Raw genomic sequence first — 19,040 nt, forward strand, 5'->3', positions numbered from 1 at the left:
CAATAAAAACCGAATATGTTTCAATGTCTTGGGTGCTACCGGCCCCGCGTGGGTGTCTGGCACGTCGATTGCTGATCATGGGGAATATGGCAACGATAACTGGTCAGGGAGAAACACCGATGGAAATGCAGCAGCGTGACCCCGCGCGCGCGCGAGGCGGGTTGCCGGAGGTCGATACCGGCACCGTCGATGCCTTTCTCGCCGAGGCTGATTGCGCCGGGCTTGTCGCCGTGCTGCTGTCGGCCGGGGATCCCGCGCGATTTCCGGAGGCGCTGGACGTGGCCATCGTGCTGCCGGAGCTGATCACGGCGTTTCAGGGCCGGCTGTGTGGCGCGATCATCGCGCGCGACGCGGAGGCCGAGCTCGGGGCGCGATTTGGCGTGCGCGTGCAGCCGAGCCTGATCCTGTGCCGCGGCGCGGAGACGCTTGGCCTGATCGCCAAGATCCAGGACTGGTCTGTCTATGTCGACCGCATCTCGCGGCTGATCGACCGGCCGCAGGGCGCGACGGCGGCGGTCGTCGCCAGCATCGTCCCAGTCCATCAGCCTGCGGGAGTCGAGCGATGAAGCCGGGATTCTGGATCGCGCCTGAAGGAGCCGAGGAGCCGGTCAACATCTTTCCGATCGGCGAAGAGGCGCTCGATACCTCCCACAAGGGGCTGACCGCTTCCGGAGCGCTGGCCAAGCTGGCCTCGCTCGACTCGGAGGCGCTGGCGCGGAGCTGCCCGCGCGCGGTCGAATTGCTGTCGACGATTGCATCCGCCATCGCGGCGCAGACTGCCGGCGCACCGACGCAATTATTCCGTCTCGAAGGCCTCAACGATCTCGAGCGGCGGCTGATCGACGACGTGCTGGGCGAGGGCGAGGTCGCGGGCGTCGTGGCTCTTCCCGACGGGACGCTGGCTCAAATCCAGGAATCGGTGCTCGCCGGCATCTGGCGGGTGCGGCTGGAAGCGGATGAGCGCCACGACTACATCGAGGTCGGCGCCGTGCCGGAGATCGTGTCGCGCGCCGCCGCCGATCTGACCGCGGGTGACATCGTGATCGGCCCTGTGCCCGAGGGCACGATGAACGCGCTGCCGGTGCTCGCCGAGATCCGCGAGCGCGCGCTGTCCTGGCGACCGGGCCAGCGCTCGCAGACCATCAACTTCACGCTGCTGCCGATGAGCCCGGCCGACATGAGTTTCCTGCAGCAGACGCTCGGCAACGGCCCGATCCAGTTGATGTCGCGCGGCTACGGCACCTGCCGCGTGCTCGCGACCGGCATCCGCCATGTCTGGTCGGTGCAGTTCTTCAACGCCATGGATACGATCATTCTCGACACCCTCGAAGTCGGCGGCGTGCCGGTGGTCGCGCTCGCCGCGGCTGAGGATTTCGAGGATTCGGCCGAGCGCCTGACCCAGATCATCGAGGCCTATTTCACATGAGCGGCGGCTTCGAGAATTTCGGTGTCCGCAGCGATCTCGCTGATGACGTGTTGCTGGAGTGCGGCATCTGCTGGACGCGCTACGATCCGGCCGAAGGTGACGGCGTCGCGCAGATTCCGCCGGGGACGCCGTTCGCGGCGCTGCCGGACGACTGGCATTGCCCGAACTGCGATGCGCCGAAAGCCAAGTTCATGGTGGTCGAGCCATGAGCGCTGAGGCGGCCGGGCAGGGCACGTCTGACGTCACGCCGGTCGCGTGGGGCGAGCGTCTCGCCGGCTTCTATCGCGAGATCGGCGCGCGTGCGATGCGCGATCTGCCGATCTATCACGACGCGCTCGACGTCGAGGCGATTGGATTTTCGGTTGTCGAGGGCCGCATCCTCGGCATCGTCGTCACGCCGTGGTTCATGAACGTGGTCACTCCGGCCGCCCAGGGCTCCGCGGGATCCGTCGTCAAGATCGTGCTTCCGGCCGGCTCGTTCGAGTTCACGATCGGCGATATCGCCGGGATCGGGCGGATCGCGAGCTGCTCGCTGTTCTCGCCGATGTTCGAGTTCGCGGACATGGCCGCGGCGCGTGCGGCGGCTGAGGCCGCTCTGGCCGCGCTGATGACGGCGCCGGAGGATGACCTGTCGTCCGAACGCGCTGCGAAGGCGTCGAGCACGATCGATCGCCGGGCGTTCCTGCGTGGGACCCTTTCCGAGGGCCGCGCATGACCCTCACGTTCCGCAACCGCATCGACGTCACGCTGTCGGTCGCTGATCAGCTGATCGTCGGCGTCGACATTCAGCCGCGCACGCGGCCGCCGCTGGAACGGCTGTTCGCCGGCAAGCCGGCCGAGATGCTGCTTGCGGCCCTGCCGCGGCTGTTCTCGCTGTGCGCCGGTGCACACCAGGTTGCGCTGCTCTCGGCGCTGGAGGCGGCCCGCGGCGAGCAGGCTGCGCCGTCGACGCGCCATCGTCGGATCCAGGCCGTGCTGGCGGAACGCTTCGCCGAACTCATGCGCGGTCTGCTGATTGCTTCAATGGCGGACAATCGCAGTGTCGCGCAGCCGGTGCAACGGCTGTTGCAGGCGATCGCCTCGCTGCAGACGCCTTCCGACGCTGATGCCCCGCTGCAATCTCGCGCTGCAACCTTGTCTCAAATCAAGATGGGCATGGTGGCTCTGGGCATAGGCTGGCCAGCGGAGCCGGTTCTGCCGGGAACTCCGCTTGCATCGATGATGGACGCGGCCCGGAAGGCCGCCGATGATGGAGGATGGAGCCACATGCCGGCCGAGCACGACATCCTGTCGGCCGCCGATGATGGCGCCATCGTCACGCGATTGATCGACGTGGGATCTGCCTTTGCTGAGGCTCCCGAACTTGACGGCCGCGTTCCGGAGACCGGAGTCTGGGCCCGCTATGCGGAGCGCCATCAGTTGGCATCAGCCGGCCCCGTCGAACGCCTCTCAGCCAAGATCGCTGAGATTGCCGAGCTGCTCCGCTTGATCGAGGCGGGTGAGGCGGAGGCCGCCGCGGCCGACGACCCGCATGCCGTCGCAAGCTACGGGCTTGGCCCGCGGCGCGGCGCCGCCGCGGTCGAATGCGCGCGCGGCCGGCTGCATCACGCGATCGAGCTGGATGCGCACGGCACGGTCTCGCGTTTCGAGTATCTGGCGCCGACGGAATGGAACTTTCACCCGCGCGGTCCTGTCGTGAGGAGCCTCACGGGAGTTGCGCTGCGCGGCACCGTCGATCGCCACGCCGTCCATACGATGGTCGGATCGTTCGATCCCTGCGTCGGCTATCACCTGGCGTTCCGGGGGATGGCCGATGCATGAAATGGCGCTGTGCGAAGGCATCGTCGAGATCGTCGAGCAGGAGGCACGCAAGGGCGCCTTCTCCACGGTGAAGACCGTATGGTTGGAGATCGGTGCGCTCAGCCATGTCGCGCCGGAGGCGCTGCGATTCTGTTTCGAGGCGGTGACCGCGAAGACCCTGTTGCAGGGGGCAGCGCTCGAGATCATCGAACAGCCGGGCACGGCATGGTGCCTGGGCTGCTCGCGCAGCGTCGAGATCAGCCAACGCTATCAGCCTTGTCCGGTCTGCGGCAGTCATCAGCTGCAGGTCACGGGCGGTGAGGACATGCGGGTCAAGGAGCTGGAGGTCGAGTAATGTGCACGGTGTGTGGCTGCAGTGACGGCAAGTCCTCCATCGAGACCGGTGATCATGATCACGATCACGGCGAGCATCATCATGATCATGGACATGATCACAGCCATGATCAGTCCGGACATCATCACCATTACGGCCATCATGATCACGAGCATGGTCACCATCACGATGATCACCATCATGATCACGGTCGCGCGCATGATCATCATCATGATCATGCTGCCGACCACGTCGACTGTTCGGCCAATCCGGCCGGACAGGAGGTTGCCGGTCTCTCCAGCGGGCGCATCATCCAGATCGAACGCGACATTCTCGGCAAGAACAACCGGCTCGCGGCAGAAAACCGCGCGCGCTTCGCCGCGCATGACGTGCTGGCATTCAATTTCGTCTCCAGCCCAGGCGCCGGCAAGACCTCGCTGCTGGTGCGCGCCGTCTCCGATCTCAAGCAGAGCCGGCCCGTCGCGGTGATCGAGGGCGACCAGCAGACCTCCAACGATGCCGAGCGCATCCGCGCCACCGGCGTGCCGGCGATCCAGATCAACACCGGCAAGGGCTGTCATCTCGACGCGGCCATGGTCGGCGAAGCCTTTGGCCGGCTGCCGTCATTGCGCGGCGGGCTGCTGTTCATCGAGAATGTCGGCAACCTCGTCTGTCCGGCCGCCTTCGATCTCGGCGAAGCTTGCAAGATCGTCGTGTTCTCGACCACCGAGGGCGAAGACAAGCCGCTCAAATATCCCGACATGTTCGCGGCATCATCGCTGATGCTGATCAACAAGATCGATCTGGCGCCGGTGCTCGATTTCGATCTTGCGCAGACGATCGAATATGCCCGCCGCGTCAATCCGAAGATCGAGGTGCTGACGATCTCCGCGAAGACAGGCGAGGGCCTTTCTGCGTTCTACGCCTGGATCAGGAAGCAGTCTGAGCGGATGCGGGCGAGCGCAGCGAACGCGGTGCGGGGATGAGCACGCCCGGCCGGACATCGGCGGCGAACCATGCGCGCCTCAGGCTCCGCGTCCGCGGCGCCGTGCAGGGCGTCGGCTTTCGTCCCTATGTCCACGGCCTGGCCACGCGCCATCGGCTCGGCGGCTTCGTCGCCAATGACGCTGATGGCGTGCTGATCGAGGTCGAGGGCGACGAGGTCGCTGACTTCGTCGCGGCGCTGCCGCAGCAGGCGCCGCCGCTGGCCCGCATCGACGACATCGCCGTCGAGCCGATCGTGGCCGATTGCAGCACGGGCTTCCGGATCGCCCAGAGCACGGGCGGGCGCGTCACGACGCGGATCGTGCCCGACGCCGCCACCTGTGACGCGTGCCTGGCCGAGCTGTTCGATCGCAATAGCCGCTTCCATCTCTATCCCTTCGTCAACTGCACCCATTGCGGTCCGCGCTTCACCATCGCCGAGCGCCTGCCCTACGATCGCGCGTCCACTTCGATGAAGCGCTTTCCGATGTGCGAGGCGTGCCGGTCCGACTACGAAGATCCCGCCGGGCGCCGCTTTCATGCCGAAGCGATCTCTTGTCCGCGCTGCGGTCCGCAGCTCAGCCATGGCATCGATGATATCGCAGCCGTGCTCGCGAATGGCAGGATCGTGGCCATCAAGGGTCTCGGTGGCTATCAGCTGCTGTGCGACGCCCGGGATGAGCAGGCCGTCCAGCGGCTGCGCGCGCGCAAGCAGCGCGATGGCAAGCCGTTCGCCGTGATGCTCGCTACGGTCGACGCTGCAACCGAGATTGCCGAGATTGATGCGCCTGCGCGCGCGCTGCTGGAGCAGGTGGCGCGACCGATCGTGCTGCTGCGCTCGCGCCAACGTGTCGCGTCCTCGGTCGCACCGGGCCTTTCGAAGATCGGCGTGTTGCTGCCGCTCGCACCGCTGCATCATCTGATCTTCCATGCGCTGGAGGCGCGCCGGCCGGCCGCTGATGGACCATGGGCGGTGGTCTGCACCAGCGCCAATCCAAGTGGCGAGCCGCTGCTGACCGACAATGACGAGGCGCGCGCGGACCTCGCCGACATTGCGGATCTGATCGTCACCCACGATCGCGACATCGTCATCCGCGCCGACGATTCCGTGCTTGCTGTCGTGGCCGGCGTTCCCCGCTTCGTCAGGCGCGCGCGCGGCTATGTTCCGGAGCCGATCCGGCTCGCGCGCGCCGTGCCGCCGGTGCTCGCGGTCGGCGCTCAGCTGAAGGCGACGGTGACGGTGACGCGCGGCGACGAGGCATTCGTGTCGCAGCATCTCGGCGATCTCGACACCGGGGCTGCGATCCGCTTCTTCGAGGAGACGATCGCGCATCTCACCTCCATCCTGGACGTCGAGCCGGTCGCGATCGCGCATGACCTGCACCCGGACATGGCGTCGACGCGGTTCGCGCTGGCACACGGTCTGCCGACGCTGCCGGTGCAGCATCACCATGCGCATGCGGCCTCGGTCATGGCCGAGCATGGCGTGACCAGCCCCGCCCTCGCGCTGGTGCTGGATGGCTACGGCTATGGCAGCGATGGCGGCGCCTGGGGCGGTGAGCTGCTGTCGTGCGACGGAGCAGTCTTCCAGCGCCTCGGCCATCTCGCTCCATTGAAGATGCCGGGCGGCGACCGGGCCGCACGGGAGCCGTGGCGGATGGCGGCTTCCGTGCTGCACGATATTGGTCGCGGTGACGAAATCGGGTGGCGTTTTGCGACCCAGCCGCAGGCGCGAAACATGCCGATGCTGCTGGATCGTGCCGATGCCGCGGTCACCAGCAGTGCCGGCCGGTTGTTCGATGCCGTGGCCGGTCTGCTCGGTGTCAACACGGTGCAGAGCTACGAAGGCGAGGCGGCGATGAAGCTGGAGGCGCTGGTGCGGGAACCGGCGACGCTGGAGCGCGGCTGGACCATTGCCGACGGCGTGCTGTCGCTGCGGCCGCTGCTCGCGCATCTGATCGCGCGTGATCCCGGCGCGGTTGAAGCGGCCGGGCTGTTTCACGGCACGTTGGCGGCGGCCTGCGTCGACTGGATCACGAGCGCGTCGCGCGCGACGGGCATCGGCATGATCGTGCTGAGCGGCGGCTGTTTCCTCAATGCGCATCTGGCCGAACTGATCGTGCGTGGCTGCCGTTCCGCGGGCCTCGATCCGCTGCTGCCGCTGCGGCTGCCGCCCAATGATGGCGGCCTCAGCCTCGGGCAGGCCTGGGTGGCGGGTCTGCATCTCACGCAAAACAATATGGTGTCTGGAGGGACCGTCTGATGTGCCTGGCCATTCCTGCCGAGGTGATCAAGCTCTTGCCTGACGACATGGCGATCGTCTCGATCGACGGCGTCAGCAAGGAGGTCTCGATCGCGCTGATCGAGGAGATCGCCGTCGGCGACTACGTCATTCTTCATGTCGGCCATGCGCTGGCCAGGATCGATCCGGAGGAGGCGCGCGAGACGCTCGACCTGCTCCGGCAGATGGGCGAGGTTGTGGCGGAGGTCAGACCATGAAATATGCCGACGAGTTTCGCGACAAGGAACTGGCGACCGGGCTTGCGCGCGCCATCCGCGCCAAGGCCGATCCGGCGCGCGCCTATCGCTTCATGGAGTTCTGCGGCGGCCATACCCATGCGATCGCGCGCTATGGCCTCGAGGACATGCTGCCGGACAATGTGCGCATGATCCACGGCCCGGGATGTCCGGTCTGCGTGCTGCCGGCCGGGCGCATCGACATGGCGATCGCGCTCGCCGAACGCCCCGAGGTCATCCTCTGCGTCTATGGCGACCTGATGCGCGTGCCGGGCTCGCGCGGGTCCTCGCTGCTCAAGGCGAAAGCGCGCGGCGCCGACATCCGCATGGTATACTCGACGCTGGATGCGATCGCGCTGGCCGAGCAGAATCCTGGTCGCGAGGTGGTGTTCTTCGCCATCGGCTTCGAGACGACGACGCCGCCGACCGCCGTGATGATCCGGGCCGCCGAGAAGAAGCAATTGTCGAACTTCACGGTGTTCTGCAACCACGTGCTGACCCCGCCGGCGATGCGCGCGATCCTCGACAGCGACACGCCGATCGAGATCGACGGCTTCGTCGGGCCGGCGCATGTCTCGACCGTGATCGGCACCGAGCCCTATGCGCCGTTCGCGCGCAATGACGGCAAGCCGGTCGTGATCGCGGGCTTCGAGCCGCTCGACATGATGCAAGCGATCCTGATGCTGATCGAGCAGGTCAATGACGGCCGTCACGAAGTCGAGAACCAGTATCGCCGCGCGGTCACCGGCAGCGGCAACCAGCGCGCCATCCGCGAGGTCGCCGAGATCTTCGAGTTGCGCGATCAGTTCGAATGGCGCGGGCTCGGCAGCATTCCGGCGAGCGCATTGAAATTGCGGCCCGCCTTTGCGCATCTCGACGCCGAGCTGCGCTTCGCGATGTCCGAGCTGATCGTCGCCGACAATCCGGCCTGCGAGTGTCCGGCCATTCTGCGCGGCCTGAAGAAGCCGGTGGACTGCAAGTTGTTCGGTACCGCCTGCACGCCGGAGACGCCGATCGGCTCCTGCATGGTGTCGTCGGAAGGCGCCTGCGCGGCGCATTGGACCTATGGCCGCTTCCGCGACCATCAGCGGAGGCTCGCATCATGAGCATTCACCAGCGCCGGCTCGACATCAAGAGCGGTTGCGTCGACCTCTCGCACGGCGCCGGCGGCCGCGCGATGGCGCAACTGATTGCCGGCCTGTTCCACGAGGCGTTCGGCAACGAATGGCTGGCGCGCGGCAACGACCAGTCGGCGTTCGACGTCGCGGCCGGCCGCATGGTGATGACGACCGACGGCTATGTCGTCTCGCCGCTGTTCTTCCCCGGCGGCAATATCGGCTCGCTCGCGGTGCACGGCACGGTCAACGACATCGCCATGGCCGGCGCCAGGCCGCTGTATCTGTCGGCCAGCTTCATCATCGAGGAGGGGTTTCCGTTTTCCGACCTGAAGCGGATCGCCGATGCGATGGGCGAGGCGGCGCGCGAGGCCGGCATCGCGATCATCACCGGCGATACCAAGGTGGTCGAGCGCGGCAAGGCGGATGGCGTGTTCATTTCGACGGCCGGTGTCGGCGTGCTGCCGCAAGGCCTCGATCTCTCTGCCGACAAGGCCAGGCCCGGTGACCGCGTGCTGCTGTCCGGCAGCCTCGGCGACCACGGCGTGGCGATCATGTCGCGGCGGCAGAACCTCACCTTCGACACCGAGATCGTCTCCGACTCGGCCTCGCTGCACGGTCTCGTCGCCGACATGGTCGCAGCCGGCGGCGCCGGCATCCGGCTGATGCGCGATCCCACGCGCGGCGGGGTTGCGGCCACGATGAACGAGATCGCCCAGCAGTCGAATCTGGGCTTCCGTCTGCAGGAGGAAGCGATTCCGGTGAAGCCGGCGGTCGCGGCAGCCTGCGAGCTGCTCGGGCTCGATCCACTCCACGTCGCCAATGAGGGCAAGCTGGTCGCGATCGTCGCGCCTGAGCTGGCCGGCGCCGTTCTCGCCGCCATGAGGGCGCATCCGCTCGGCCGCGATGCGGCTGAGATCGGCGAAGCTGTGGCCGATGATCATCGCTTCGTCCAGATGGCGACGAGCTTCGGCGGCGGCCGCATCGTCGACTGGCTGTCGGGCGAGCAGCTGCCGCGGATCTGCTGAGACGCGCGATGGGCATCCAGGGAACGATACTGGTCGTGGACGACGAGGTCCGGTCACAGGAGGCGCTGCGGCGCGTCCTCAACCAGGATTTCGAGGTCTTGTGTGCGGGCAACACCAACGATGCCGAGAAGCTGCTCGAAGGCGAGATCGTGCATGCGGTGATCTGCGACCAGCGCATGCCGCAGGAATCCGGCGTCAGCTTCCTGAAGCGCGTGCGCGAGATGTGGCCCGACCCTGTCAGGATGATCATCTCGGGCTATTCGGATTCCGAGGACATCATCGCCGGCCTCAACGAGGCCGGCATCTATCAGTACATCACGAAGCCCTGGCAGCCGGACCGCCTGATCGAGATCGTCCGCGAGGCCGTGCAGCTCTACCGGCTGCAGAAGGAGACGGAGACCGCCGGCGTCGACGTGAAGGCCACGCCAGCCCATATCAAGAAGGTCGTGTCGGTCAAGCGCGGCGCCGCCAAACAGCTCTATGATTTCGACCGCATCGTGCATTCGGCCGCGAGCCCGATGCGCAACGTGATCGAGCTCGGCCGGCGCGCTGCCGACTACGACATCTCGGTCTTGATCACCGGCGAATCCGGCACCGGCAAGGAGCTGCTCGCACGTGCGATTCATTATGGCTCTGCGCGCGCCACCAAGGCCTTCGTGGTCGAGAATTGCGGCGCGCTGCCGGATGAGCTGCTCGAAAGCGAGCTGTTCGGCTGCAAGAAGGGCGCGTTCACCGGCGCCTATCAGGACCGCATCGGCCTGTTCGAGGTCGCCGACGGCGGCACCATCTTTCTCGACGAGATCGGCGAGACATCCCCCGCCTTTCAGGTCAAGCTGCTGCGCGTGCTGCAGGAGAGCGAGATCCGGCCGCTCGGCGCGCAGCGCGTGCGCCAGGTCGATGTGCGCGTGGTCGCCGCGACCAACCGGGATCTCGAGGCCGAAGTCGAGGCGGGCCGCTTCCGGCGCGACCTGTACTACCGGCTCGCCGCGTTTCCGGTGCACATGCCGTCCTTGCGCGAACGGCCGATGGACATTCCGCTGATCGCCGAGGGCGTGCTATCGGCGGTGAAGACATCGTTCAACCGGCCGCATCTGCGGTTCGCACCGGCGGCGCTGGAGGAATTCTCCCGCTATCACTGGCCCGGCAACGTTCGCGAGTTGCAGAACGAGATCCAGCGCATGGCCGTGCTGGCCGATGCCGACGAACTGCGCTGTCCGCCGTTTGCCGGCCGGCGCGGCGGCCGCCGCGCCGCGCCCGCGATCGCCAATGGCAAGCTCAATGGTTCCGGGAGCCTGAAGGACAAGGTCGAGGATCTCGAAAAGACCATCATCGTTCACTGTCTGGAGAAATATGATGGTAACATCAGTCGCGTCGCCAGCGAGCTCGGCCTGTCCCGGGTGGGGCTCCGGAACAAACTGTCGAGATACGATCTGAAGAAACATGGCAAAGGCCACTCACTCTCCTGAGTCCGGGGCTGACACGCTGCTCAAGCTGATCGCGAGCAGCAGCACGCTCGAACTCGACAGCGAGCGCGAAGGCGTGTGGATCGAAGTGATCCGCAAGATGGACGAGGTCTATTCCGACCTGCTGCGCTACGAGGTCGATCTCGAGCACAAGAACGCCGAGCTCGAGGAAGCCCAGGCGTTCGTCACCAACGTCATCGAGTCCGTCTCCGACATCCTGGTCGTCTGTGACGCCAGGGGCACGGTACAGCAGGCCAACTCCGCCTTTCTGCAGACATCGGGACGGGCTTTGGCCGACATCGCAGGTCGCAACATCGCCGAGATGATCGATCCCGATCATCGGCCCAAGCTCGCCGCGCTGCTGACGCCGCGCAGCAGCGCCGATGTGGTCGACGGTGAATTGCGCTTTGCCGCGGCCGCCGGCGTCAGCTCCGACCTGTTCGCGATCAACAGCTCGCCGCGGCATGATCACCGCGGCCGCTTCATCGGCGTGGTGCTGACGGGGCGCCCGATCGGCGAGCTGCGCCGCGCCTATGAGGCCCTGCACAAGGCGCATCAGGAGCTGCAGCGGGCGCAGCGGCAATTGGTCGAGCAGGAGAAGATGGCGAGCCTCGGCCGCCTCGTCGCCGGCGTGGCCCACGAGCTGAACAATCCGATCAGCTTCGTCTACGGCAACATCCACACCCTGATGCGCTACCGCACCTCGCTGGTCGGCTATCTCGATGCCATCCACGAGCAGCCGGTCGCGGATGATGTCGCTGCGCTTCGCAAAGATCTCAGGATCGATGCCATCCTGGAGGATTTTGGCCCGCTGATCGATGGCACGCTGGAAGGCGCGGTGCGCATCAGCGAGATCGTCAAGAACCTGCGCCGCCTGTCGTTCTCGAAGCTCGGCGAGGTCGAGCGCGTCAACATCGAGCGACTGATCAATACCGCCGTGCTGTGGGCGGGTCGCACCAAGCAGCATCGTGTCGACATCCAGATCGAGGTCGAGCCGGATCTGTGGATCTCCGGCAACGAAGGCCAGCTGCATCAGGTGATCGTCAACCTCGTGGAGAACGCGATCGACGCGATGCGATCGACCGACCTGCCGCGCCTTCTGGTCGCGGTGATGCGCCAGGGCAGCGAGATCGCCTTTCGCATCACCGACAACGGCCCCGGCATCGACAAGGATCATCTGACCCACATCTTCGAGCCGTTCTTCACGACCAAGCGCGTCGGGGAGGGGACGGGGCTCGGGCTGTGGATCAGCTACGGCATCGTTCGCGAGCACGGCGGCGAACTGCTGGCCAGCAACGAGCCGCAGGGCGGCGCCACGTTCTCTTTCACCTTGCCGGCGGCTTGACGATGCGCGCAGGGGCTGCCGCCGACGCCGACATGGGATGCTGAGCGTCCTCATCTTCCTTGAACGTCCGAGGCGATGCCGGGATTCCTGACGCGGGGTTGCCGGACGTCGCCGGCAAAGGCCAAGTCCGACGTGATCAGGACGCCGTCGCGACCGGCACGGGCTCGCGCTGCTTCGACAGCCGCGCCAGCAGCACCGTGGCGGTCCGCGTGATGTGCTGCCGGGCAAGATCCTCGGCTGTCTGCGCATCGCCTGCGATCACCGCCCGCAGGATGTCCTCGTGCTGGTCCCAGATCCGCCGCGGGGTCTCGTCGCGCATCAGCACCTCGCCCATCAGGCGCCTCAGATGCAGCCAATGCGGCAGGGTGGTGTCCTGGATGACGGAGTTGCCGGAGATCTCGTAGAGGAATTCATGAAACCTGACGTCGGCCTCGATCAGCTTCTCGACCGAATGCTCGCGCTCGGCGCGCCGGCCCTGCTCGATCAGCTTGGGGCCCTCCTCGGCCGCGCGCTCGGCGCCGCGCGTCGCCGCGAGCCGGCAGGCGAGGCCCTCGGCGACGGCGCGTATTTCATAGAGGTTGCGGATGAAGTCCGTGTCGATCGGCGCGACTTCCAGGCCGCGGCCCGGCGCGTCGCGGACGAACCCCTGATTGCGCAGCAGCAGCAGGGCCTGCTGCACCGGCTGGCGCGAGACGCCGAGGTCGCGGGCGAGATCGTCCTGGATGAGGCGGGCGGATTCCGGCAGCTCGCCGCCGACGATGTCGGAGAGAATGCGCTCGTAGACGCGTTCGGTCAGGCTCGGCTGTGTCTTCAGCGGTGGCACACGGCCTCCACGGGATCAGGTGTGATGTCCGGTCGCGCGTGTGAGACTGCCGTCCCGGAGCCCGGCGCTCGCATGGCGGACGAGGTCGGTCTGAATGGGGTCATACCGAGAGTTTCCGCGCGGCGAGCGTCCGCCGCTGCTTGGAGTTGCTGTCCTGCTGGATTTTGAGGTGATGGATGAACACACTGGCCGCGCGCGAAATGTGCTCGCGGCTCAGCCGTTCGGCCTCGGCGCTGCGGCCCTTGATCACGGCTGCAAGAATGTCCTCGTGCTCGTCCCAGACCATCCGGGACATGCTCTGCTCCTTCTGCAGCACGTCGGACATCACCCGCTTCAGGCATGGCCAATGCGGCGCCATCGTCTCGCCGATCAGCGCGTTGCCGGAGAGGTCGCCGAGGAATTGATGGAAGGCGATGTCGGTCTCGATCTTGCGGTTGACGAGCCCGCTCTTCACCGCCTCGTGGCCGGCCGCGATGTAGGCCGGGCCTTCGCGCGCGGCACGCTCGCTCGCGCGCTCGGCGGCCAGCCGCGCCGCGAGGCCTTCGAGAACGGCGCGCATCTCATAGAGATCCCGGACGAAGGCGGGGTCCAGCGGCGCCACGATCAGGCCGCGGCCCGGCGCGCTCTGCACCAGCCCGCAGCCGCGCAACAGGATCAGCGCCTGCTGAACCGGCTGGCGCGACACCCCGTAAGCCTGAGCCAGATCATCTTGGATCAGCCGCGAGCCCGGCGTGAGAACGCCACTGACGATCTCGTCAGTGATCGCCTCGACGACCTGGTCGACCAGAGAGGGAGCGGCGGGCACGATTCGCATGGGCCATCACATTTTGCCGGACATTAGCATGTCAAGTCCGAAAATCGATTTGCGATGCATTCGAATTCAGAGTACGAATTCAGAAAAGGCGCCGCACTGAGGCAATTTAAAAAGCGGCCAAACAGGGGAGGGACTCCGTTGTCGGAAGATCCGACCAGTCGGGAGTGCGGTCAGGTCTGGTCCGTGCGCCCGGAGGGCAGCGTGCGCGCCGGTGTGATGTCGGCGGTGTCGCGCGCATTGCTGGTGGCGTCGGTCACGTGGTTCGGCGCGATGGCGCCTGCGCTCGCCGCGGCCGGAGAAGGGCTGACCTTGTCCGACGCCTGGGTGCCCGCGGCGCCCGAGGTGGGACGCGACATCCCGCTGCTGATCACGATCAAGAACGACACGACCGCGCCGGAAGCCTTGATGCGCGTGCGCTGTCCGGTCGCCAATTTCTCTGAGCGGCACACCGTCGATCGCGGCGAAGGCGCCCCGGCGATGCGCTCCATTCCCAACATTCCCATCGCTGCAGGCAGCACGCTGGTGCTGCTGCCGACCGCCTATCACGTCATGCTGCTGCAGACGCGGGAGCCGCTCGAGCCAGGCAGGCGCTTCACCTGCACGATCGTGTTCCAGAAAGCAGGATCCATCGAAACGGAGGTCGAGGTTCGCAAGTCCCCTTGAAGCGTGTTTGTCGCCTGCTGCTCTCCGCCTTCGGGCTCGGCGGAGCGGTATTCGCTCCAACTCATAATCAATAATGGGAGAAGGAAACGATGAGGAAAAACGTCAGGTCAACCTTGCGGGCGGTGCTGCTGGCCAGCGCAGCCTTCGCCTGTTTCCAGCTTGTGTCGCCGGCGCAGGCCGCCGACGAGATGACCCCCGAGCGGCTGCTCAACGCCGACAAGGAGGCCGGCAACTGGCTCCACCATCATAAGAACTACTCGGGCACGCGGTTCTCGGCGCTGAAGGAGATCAACAAGGACAACGTCAAGAACCTGAAGGTCGCCTGGACCATGCATCTCGGCGGCGTCGAGGGCGGCGGCATCTGGAGCCACGGCGGTCTCGAAGGCACGCCGATCGTCGAGAACGGCATGATCTATGTCACCGACGGCTGGGGCTCGGTGTACAAGATCGATGCGCGCGGTGGCAAAGGCCAGATGGTCTGGAAGATGGATCCGAAGACGGATCACGACTGGGCCGGCGCGATCGCCTGCTGCGGCGTCGACAATCGCGGTGTCGCGCTGTGGGGCGACCTCGTCGTGTCGCACACGCTCGACGGCCGCCTGATCGCGACCAACAAGGAAACCGGGCAGGTTGCCTGGCAGCGTCAGGTCGCCGATCCCGACAAGGGCGAGGTGATCACCGGCGCGCCGCTTATCGTGAAGAACATGGCGATCTCGGGCGTCGCCGGCGCCGAATACGGCATCCGCGGATGGATCGCGGCGACCGACCTCACCACGCAGAAGGAGGTCTGGCGCACCCACACCATTCCGGCCAAGGGCGAGCCCGGCAGCGAGACCTGGAAGGACAGCAACGACGCGGCGGCGGCCGGCGGCGGTTCGACCTGGGTCACGGGCACCTATGATCCGGCGACCGACACCATCATCTGGGGCGTCGGCAATCCCGGCCCGGACTGGGACAACGCCTATCGTCCCGGCGACAACCTCTACACCGACAGCTCGCTGGCGCTCGACGCGAACACCGGCAAGATCAAGTGGCACTACCAGCACACGCCGAACGATCCCTTCGACTATGACAGCGTCGCCGAGAACGTCCTGGTCGATGTGCCCGCGCCGAACGGCTCCACCCTGAAGCTCGCGCTCGAGGCCGACCGCAACGGCTTTGCCTATGCGATCGACCGCACCAGCGGCAAATTCATCTGGGGTCTGCCCTTCGTCAAGAAGGTCACCTGGACCAAGGGGCTCGATGCCGAGACCGGAAAGCCGATCGAGTATGATCCGAAGAACCCGGTGCAGCGCTACAATGCGTCGGTGTCGCCGCATCGTGAGAACAAGGTCGCGGACATCTGCCCGGGCAACATGGGCGGCAAGAACTGGCCGCCGACCTCGTACAATCCGGACCTGAAGCTCTGGTACATCCCTGTCATCGAGAGCTGCAACCGGATCACCGTGGAAGAAGCAACCAAGGACAAGCTGAAGCCGCGTGAGTTCTGGACCGGCGGCGGACCGAGCCAGCCGTTCAAGATCACGGGCAGCGTGACCGCGATCGACGTCACCACCGGCAAGATCGCCGGCAAGATGGAGACGCCGTTCCCGAATCTCGGCGGCATGCTGTCGACGCCTGATCTCGTCTTCACCGGCCAGCCCTCGGGCGAGGTGATGGCGCTCGATGCCAAGACCCTGCAGAAGCTGTGGGAGTTCAACACCGGCGGCGGCGTCAATGCGCCTCCCGTGACGTTCTCGGTCGACGGCAAGCAATACGTCGCGATCCTGGTTGGTCTCGGCGGCGCCTGGGACAAGTGGTTCATCGAATCCACGCCCGAGCTGAAGAAGATCCAGCCCGGCTCGATGCTCTACGTCTTCTCGCTGTGAAGTCGACAGCGGAGCGGAGGCATGTCCTCCGCTCCGCCCCTATCCCCTGTTCGACAAGAAGATCAGATGAAATCCAGTGCGATCACGCTCGCTGTGGCGTCGGCTCTCGTCCTCGGTTCTGCTTCGCTCGCGTCGGCGCAGTCCGCGGCGCCGACGGATCCGACCGAGGCCGGTAAGGCCGTGTTCAAGCGCGCGAACTGCGTCGGCTGCCACAAATGGCATGGCAATGGCGGTGGCGGCTATGGCGGCGACGCGCTGTCGCTGCGCAAGACGCAGCTCACCCGTGACCAGATCATCGAGACCGTGACCTGCGGCCGGCCCGGGACGGGCATGCCGTACTTTGCGCGCGACTCCTATGACACGGCGAAGTGTTACGACATGAGCCGCCAGGATGTCGGCGAGCGCATGCCGCCCGAGGGCGGCGTGTTCCTGCGGCCCAACGATATCCAGGCGGTCGCGGATTACGTGCTCGCGCACATCAAGGGCCGCGGCGAGCCGAACTACGACGAGTGTACTGCGTTCTTCGGGAACACGTCGCGGGTCTGCGACATCTACAAGACGAATGCCGCCAAGCCTGCAAGCGAGCCATCGAAATGAAGCGGTCAACCTGCGCTGCGATCTTCGCCACGTTCGTGCTGTCGTTTGTGATGCATGCGGCCTCGGCGCAGGCCGCACCGAACTACGATTTGCGCGACATCACCGTCGGCATGCCCGTCGGCGACCTGCCCAATGAGGGCTATGTCAATCTGACTTGCGCCAAGGATCCGAATCGCAGGCTCAATGCGTGGTCGGCGTGGCGCGACTGTCCAGCGGACGCGCAGGCGCGGCACGCGGTGCGCTTCGATTTCGATCCGGAGACCAGCCAGGACGGCACCAAGGTGGCCGGTCATCCCGTGCTGCTGACGGTCCTGGTCGACGACAAGGGCACCGTCACCGGCCTGACGATCGAGACCGATCCGAAGGCACGGCTCTATATTCGCAAGAAGGCCTTCCTGCTCGGCAACCAGGTGAAGTCGCGCTATGGCGCCGAGGGCTGGGAGTGCAAGGAGCAGCAGCCGACCGCAGGCGAGCAGCCGGTCGGGGGCGTGTTCCTGCGCGAGGTCTGCAAGAAGACGGTGCCCGGCCGGACGCTGACGGTCGAGCGCGAGCTGTTCCGCAAGCCGGACCAGGACATCAAGAGCTTCGTCGATCAGACGCTGGTGCGGATCACGAGGGATATCAACTAGTCCGTCGCCGATCTTCATCGCGCTCCGCTGGAGGCGCGCGCCAGTCGGCGTCGTGAACCCGGCTGCCGGGAGGAAACGACGATGAGGGATCTCTTGAATTTCGGGCAGATGCTGTCGGCCCATGCGCGCATGTCGCCGGAGCGCACCGGTGCCCGCGATCTCGAACGTGCGATGAGCTTTGCGCTGTGGAACGAGCGCGCGTGCCGGCTCGCCAACGCGCTGCTCGGGCTCGGCCTTGCCAAGGGCGATCGCGTTGCGATCCTTGCCTACAATTGTGTCGAATGGTGCGAGATCTATGCGGCCACGGCCAAAGCCGGGCTGGTGGCGCTGCCGATCAATTTCCGCCTCACCGCGCCCGAGATGCAGTTCATCGTGCAGAATGCCGAAGCGGCCGCCGTCATCGTGCAGGACGAACTCGTGGGCCTGGTCGAGGAGGCGCGCAAGGATCTCGGCATCGCCGACGACCGCTTCATCCACTTTGGCACCAAGCCGCGTCCGGCAGGCTATCGCGGCTACGAGGACATCATCGCCGCGGCTGCGGACCGCGAGCCGGATCAGCAGGTCGCGCTGTCCGATCCCTGGACCCTGATGTACACCTCGGGCACCACCGGCAAGCCGAAGGGCGTGCTGCGCAGCCATCGCAGCGCCGTCCTCCTGTCGATGGTCACCGAGATCGAGCTGAAGCTGAGCCGCAACGACGGCGCGCTGCTGGTGATGCCGATGTGCCATGCCAATTCGCTGAACTTCTTCGGCGCGTTCGGCTATATCGGCGGCGTCAATTCGATCTATTCGCGCAAGAGCTTCGATCCCGAGCACGCGGTGACGACGCTCGCCGATGGCGGCTCCACCTTCACCTCGCTGGTCCCCACGCACTACATCATGATGCTCGATCTGCCGCGAGGGTTGCGCGCGGAGCACGATTTCGGCGCGGTCACCAAGCTGATGATCTCCTCGGCGCCGGCGCGCCCGGAGACCAAGCGCGAAGTGATGGAGATGTTTCCGAAGTCCGGCCTCTACGAGCTCTACGGCGCGACCGAGACCGGCTGGGTCACCATGCTGCATCCGCACGAGCAGTTCACCAAGCTGGGTTCGGTCGGGCGCGAATGCGTCGGCGCCGCGCCGATCCGCATCCTCGACGAGGCAGGCCGCGAGGTGCCGGACGGCGAGGCGGGTGAGCTCTATTCGAGCAACGCGCACACGTTCGACTGCTACTGGCGCCTGCCGGAGAAGACCGCGGAGGCGTTCCGCGGCGACTATTGCTCAGTCGGCGACATGGCCCGCCGCGATGCCGACGGCTATATCCATCTCGCCGACCGCAAGAGCAACATGATCATCTCCGGCGGCGAGAACATCTATCCCTCCGAGGTCGAAGCGCAGGTCGGAGCCCATCCGGCCGTCAAGGACATCGCCGTGATCGGCCTGCCCGACGACAAATGGGGCGAGCGGGTCCATGCCGTGATCGTGCCGCGCGACGGCATGACAGTGAACGAGCGCGAGCTGGTCGATTGGGCCAAGGAACGTCTGGCCGGTTTCAAGCGGCCGCGGTCCTATGCCTTCATCACCGACGCCGAGATGCCGCGCAACGCCACCGGCAAGATCCTGCATCGCGAGCTGAAGAAGAGATTTTCGTGAGT

20 protein-coding genes are annotated in these 19,040 nt (G+C 66.1%); 18 read left to right on the forward strand and 2 right to left on the reverse strand.

Features of this window, described 5'->3' with window-relative positions; translation table 11 throughout:
- The first annotated feature begins 119 nt into the window (after window positions 1-119).
- The 13 genes from ACQR1H_RS06590 to ACQR1H_RS06650 are packed head-to-tail and all read left to right on the forward strand — an operon-like array spanning window position 120 to window position 12,012.
- Window positions 120-566 (forward strand): hydrogenase accessory protein, encoded by a 447-nt coding sequence (locus ACQR1H_RS06590; protein WP_434873200.1) that lies wholly within the window; start codon window positions 120-122, stop codon window positions 564-566.
- Complete coding sequence (locus ACQR1H_RS06595; RefSeq protein ID WP_315802065.1) at window positions 563-1,426, forward strand: hydrogenase expression/formation protein; 864 nt, start codon at window positions 563-565, stop codon at window positions 1,424-1,426. Before ACQR1H_RS06590 ends, ACQR1H_RS06595 begins: the two co-directional genes overlap by 4 nt.
- Complete coding sequence (locus tag ACQR1H_RS06600) at window positions 1,423-1,635, forward strand: rubredoxin (protein WP_315736715.1); 213 nt, start codon at window positions 1,423-1,425, stop codon at window positions 1,633-1,635. The genes ACQR1H_RS06595 and ACQR1H_RS06600 overlap by 4 nt, the downstream gene beginning before the upstream one ends.
- Complete coding sequence (gene hybE / locus ACQR1H_RS06605; RefSeq protein WP_315802066.1) at window positions 1,632-2,141, forward strand: [NiFe]-hydrogenase assembly chaperone HybE; 510 nt, start codon at window positions 1,632-1,634, stop codon at window positions 2,139-2,141. The genes ACQR1H_RS06600 and hybE overlap by 4 nt, the downstream gene beginning before the upstream one ends.
- Complete coding sequence (locus tag ACQR1H_RS06610) at window positions 2,138-3,247, forward strand: nickel-dependent hydrogenase large subunit (protein WP_434873199.1); 1,110 nt, start codon at window positions 2,138-2,140, stop codon at window positions 3,245-3,247. The genes hybE and ACQR1H_RS06610 overlap by 4 nt, the downstream gene beginning before the upstream one ends.
- Entirely contained in the window at window positions 3,240-3,581 is a 342-nt protein-coding gene (gene hypA, locus ACQR1H_RS06615; protein WP_315802068.1) for a hydrogenase maturation nickel metallochaperone HypA, read from the forward strand. The genes ACQR1H_RS06610 and hypA overlap by 8 nt, the downstream gene beginning before the upstream one ends.
- Window positions 3,581-4,546 carry a hydrogenase nickel incorporation protein HypB gene (hypB, locus tag ACQR1H_RS06620; RefSeq protein ID WP_434873198.1) on the forward strand — a complete coding sequence of 322 codons (966 nt, stop codon included), beginning with the start codon at window positions 3,581-3,583 and terminating at the stop codon, window positions 4,544-4,546. Before hypA ends, hypB begins: the two co-directional genes overlap by 1 nt.
- The gene (gene hypF, locus ACQR1H_RS06625) at window positions 4,543-6,807 is read left to right on the forward strand and encodes a carbamoyltransferase HypF (RefSeq protein WP_434873197.1); all 2,265 of its coding nucleotides are present in this window, start codon (window positions 4,543-4,545) and stop codon (window positions 6,805-6,807) included. Before hypB ends, hypF begins: the two co-directional genes overlap by 4 nt.
- Window positions 6,807-7,043: a HypC/HybG/HupF family hydrogenase formation chaperone gene (locus ACQR1H_RS06630; protein ID WP_315802071.1), complete on the forward strand. Its 237-nt coding sequence runs from the start codon at window positions 6,807-6,809 to the stop codon at window positions 7,041-7,043. Before hypF ends, ACQR1H_RS06630 begins: the two co-directional genes overlap by 1 nt.
- Complete coding sequence (hypD, locus tag ACQR1H_RS06635) at window positions 7,040-8,167, forward strand: hydrogenase formation protein HypD (RefSeq protein WP_434907316.1); 1,128 nt, start codon at window positions 7,040-7,042, stop codon at window positions 8,165-8,167. The genes ACQR1H_RS06630 and hypD overlap by 4 nt, the downstream gene beginning before the upstream one ends.
- Window positions 8,164-9,204 (forward strand): hydrogenase expression/formation protein HypE, encoded by a 1,041-nt coding sequence (gene hypE / locus ACQR1H_RS06640; RefSeq protein WP_316181653.1) that lies wholly within the window; start codon window positions 8,164-8,166, stop codon window positions 9,202-9,204. Before hypD ends, hypE begins: the two co-directional genes overlap by 4 nt.
- An 8-nt stretch (window positions 9,205-9,212) precedes the next feature.
- Window positions 9,213-10,670, forward strand: coding sequence for a sigma-54-dependent transcriptional regulator (locus tag ACQR1H_RS06645; protein ID WP_316181654.1), 1,458 nt, complete (start codon window positions 9,213-9,215; stop codon window positions 10,668-10,670).
- On the forward strand, window positions 10,645-12,012 hold the full coding sequence (locus ACQR1H_RS06650) for a sensor histidine kinase (RefSeq protein WP_316181655.1): 1,368 nt from the start codon (window positions 10,645-10,647) through the stop codon (window positions 12,010-12,012). Before ACQR1H_RS06645 ends, ACQR1H_RS06650 begins: the two co-directional genes overlap by 26 nt.
- A gap of 136 nt (window positions 12,013-12,148) precedes the next feature.
- Here ACQR1H_RS06650 and ACQR1H_RS06655 read toward each other — a convergent pair whose 3' ends face one another.
- On the reverse strand, window positions 12,149-12,835 hold the full coding sequence (locus tag ACQR1H_RS06655; protein WP_315802076.1) for a GntR family transcriptional regulator: 687 nt from the start codon (window positions 12,833-12,835) through the stop codon (window positions 12,149-12,151).
- A 100-nt stretch (window positions 12,836-12,935) separates the two neighbouring features.
- Window positions 12,936-13,649, reverse strand: a complete 714-nt coding sequence (locus tag ACQR1H_RS06660; RefSeq protein ID WP_434907317.1) for a GntR family transcriptional regulator — start codon at window positions 13,647-13,649, stop codon at window positions 12,936-12,938.
- A 270-nt stretch (window positions 13,650-13,919) separates the two neighbouring features.
- Between ACQR1H_RS06660 and ACQR1H_RS06665 the strand changes: the two genes are divergently transcribed.
- The 5 genes from ACQR1H_RS06665 (at window position 13,920) to ACQR1H_RS06685 (ending at window position 19,038) form a co-directional block, all read left to right on the forward strand.
- Entirely contained in the window at window positions 13,920-14,312 is a 393-nt protein-coding gene (locus tag ACQR1H_RS06665) for a copper chaperone PCu(A)C (RefSeq protein WP_434889630.1), read from the forward strand.
- A gap of 89 nt (window positions 14,313-14,401) precedes the next feature.
- Window positions 14,402-16,180 carry a PQQ-dependent dehydrogenase, methanol/ethanol family gene (locus ACQR1H_RS06670; protein ID WP_434907318.1) on the forward strand — a complete coding sequence of 593 codons (1,779 nt, stop codon included), beginning with the start codon at window positions 14,402-14,404 and terminating at the stop codon, window positions 16,178-16,180.
- 66 nt (window positions 16,181-16,246) lie between these two features.
- Window positions 16,247-16,777: a c-type cytochrome gene (locus ACQR1H_RS06675; protein WP_434907319.1), complete on the forward strand. Its 531-nt coding sequence runs from the start codon at window positions 16,247-16,249 to the stop codon at window positions 16,775-16,777.
- Window positions 16,774-17,406, forward strand: coding sequence for a hypothetical protein (locus ACQR1H_RS06680; RefSeq protein WP_434907320.1), 633 nt, complete (start codon window positions 16,774-16,776; stop codon window positions 17,404-17,406). The genes ACQR1H_RS06675 and ACQR1H_RS06680 overlap by 4 nt, the downstream gene beginning before the upstream one ends.
- A gap of 81 nt (window positions 17,407-17,487) precedes the next feature.
- On the forward strand, window positions 17,488-19,038 hold the full coding sequence (locus ACQR1H_RS06685; RefSeq protein ID WP_434907321.1) for an AMP-binding protein: 1,551 nt from the start codon (window positions 17,488-17,490) through the stop codon (window positions 19,036-19,038).
- Window positions 19,039-19,040 lie beyond the last annotated feature (2 nt).

The sequence above is a fragment of the Bradyrhizobium sp. HKCCYLRH2015 genome (genome assembly GCF_051168215.1).
Lineage (GTDB): Bacteria > Pseudomonadota > Alphaproteobacteria > Rhizobiales > Xanthobacteraceae > Bradyrhizobium.

Excerpts from the sequence above, each read along its gene's own strand:
- hypD (WP_434907316.1), top strand. The coding sequence starts at position 7,040 with ATGAAATATGCCGACGAGTTTCGCGACAAGGAACTGGCGACCGGGCTT.
- hypB (WP_434873198.1), top strand. The coding sequence starts at position 3,581 with ATGTGCACGGTGTGTGGCTGCAGTGACGGCAAGTCCTCCATCGAGACC.
- ACQR1H_RS06680 (WP_434907320.1), top strand. The coding sequence starts at position 16,774 with ATGAAGCGGTCAACCTGCGCTGCGATCTTCGCCACGTTCGTGCTGTCG.
- ACQR1H_RS06665 (WP_434889630.1), top strand. The coding sequence starts at position 13,920 with ATGGCGCCTGCGCTCGCCGCGGCCGGAGAAGGGCTGACCTTGTCCGAC.
- ACQR1H_RS06610 (WP_434873199.1), top strand. The coding sequence starts at position 2,138 with ATGACCCTCACGTTCCGCAACCGCATCGACGTCACGCTGTCGGTCGCT.
- ACQR1H_RS06660 (WP_434907317.1), bottom strand. The coding sequence starts at position 13,649 with ATGCGAATCGTGCCCGCCGCTCCCTCTCTGGTCGACCAGGTCGTCGAG.
- hybE (WP_315802066.1), top strand. The coding sequence starts at position 1,632 with ATGAGCGCTGAGGCGGCCGGGCAGGGCACGTCTGACGTCACGCCGGTC.
- hypA (WP_315802068.1), top strand. The coding sequence starts at position 3,240 with ATGCATGAAATGGCGCTGTGCGAAGGCATCGTCGAGATCGTCGAGCAG.
- ACQR1H_RS06630 (WP_315802071.1), top strand. The coding sequence starts at position 6,807 with ATGTGCCTGGCCATTCCTGCCGAGGTGATCAAGCTCTTGCCTGACGAC.
- ACQR1H_RS06645 (WP_316181654.1), top strand. The coding sequence starts at position 9,213 with ATGGGCATCCAGGGAACGATACTGGTCGTGGACGACGAGGTCCGGTCA.
- ACQR1H_RS06590 (WP_434873200.1), top strand. The coding sequence starts at position 120 with ATGGAAATGCAGCAGCGTGACCCCGCGCGCGCGCGAGGCGGGTTGCCG.
- ACQR1H_RS06600 (WP_315736715.1), top strand. The coding sequence starts at position 1,423 with ATGAGCGGCGGCTTCGAGAATTTCGGTGTCCGCAGCGATCTCGCTGAT.
- hypE (WP_316181653.1), top strand. The coding sequence starts at position 8,164 with ATGAGCATTCACCAGCGCCGGCTCGACATCAAGAGCGGTTGCGTCGAC.
- ACQR1H_RS06595 (WP_315802065.1), top strand. The coding sequence starts at position 563 with ATGAAGCCGGGATTCTGGATCGCGCCTGAAGGAGCCGAGGAGCCGGTC.
- ACQR1H_RS06670 (WP_434907318.1), top strand. The coding sequence starts at position 14,402 with ATGAGGAAAAACGTCAGGTCAACCTTGCGGGCGGTGCTGCTGGCCAGC.
- ACQR1H_RS06650 (WP_316181655.1), top strand. The coding sequence starts at position 10,645 with ATGGCAAAGGCCACTCACTCTCCTGAGTCCGGGGCTGACACGCTGCTC.
- ACQR1H_RS06675 (WP_434907319.1), top strand. The coding sequence starts at position 16,247 with ATGAAATCCAGTGCGATCACGCTCGCTGTGGCGTCGGCTCTCGTCCTC.
- hypF (WP_434873197.1), top strand. The coding sequence starts at position 4,543 with ATGAGCACGCCCGGCCGGACATCGGCGGCGAACCATGCGCGCCTCAGG.
- ACQR1H_RS06685 (WP_434907321.1), top strand. The coding sequence starts at position 17,488 with ATGAGGGATCTCTTGAATTTCGGGCAGATGCTGTCGGCCCATGCGCGC.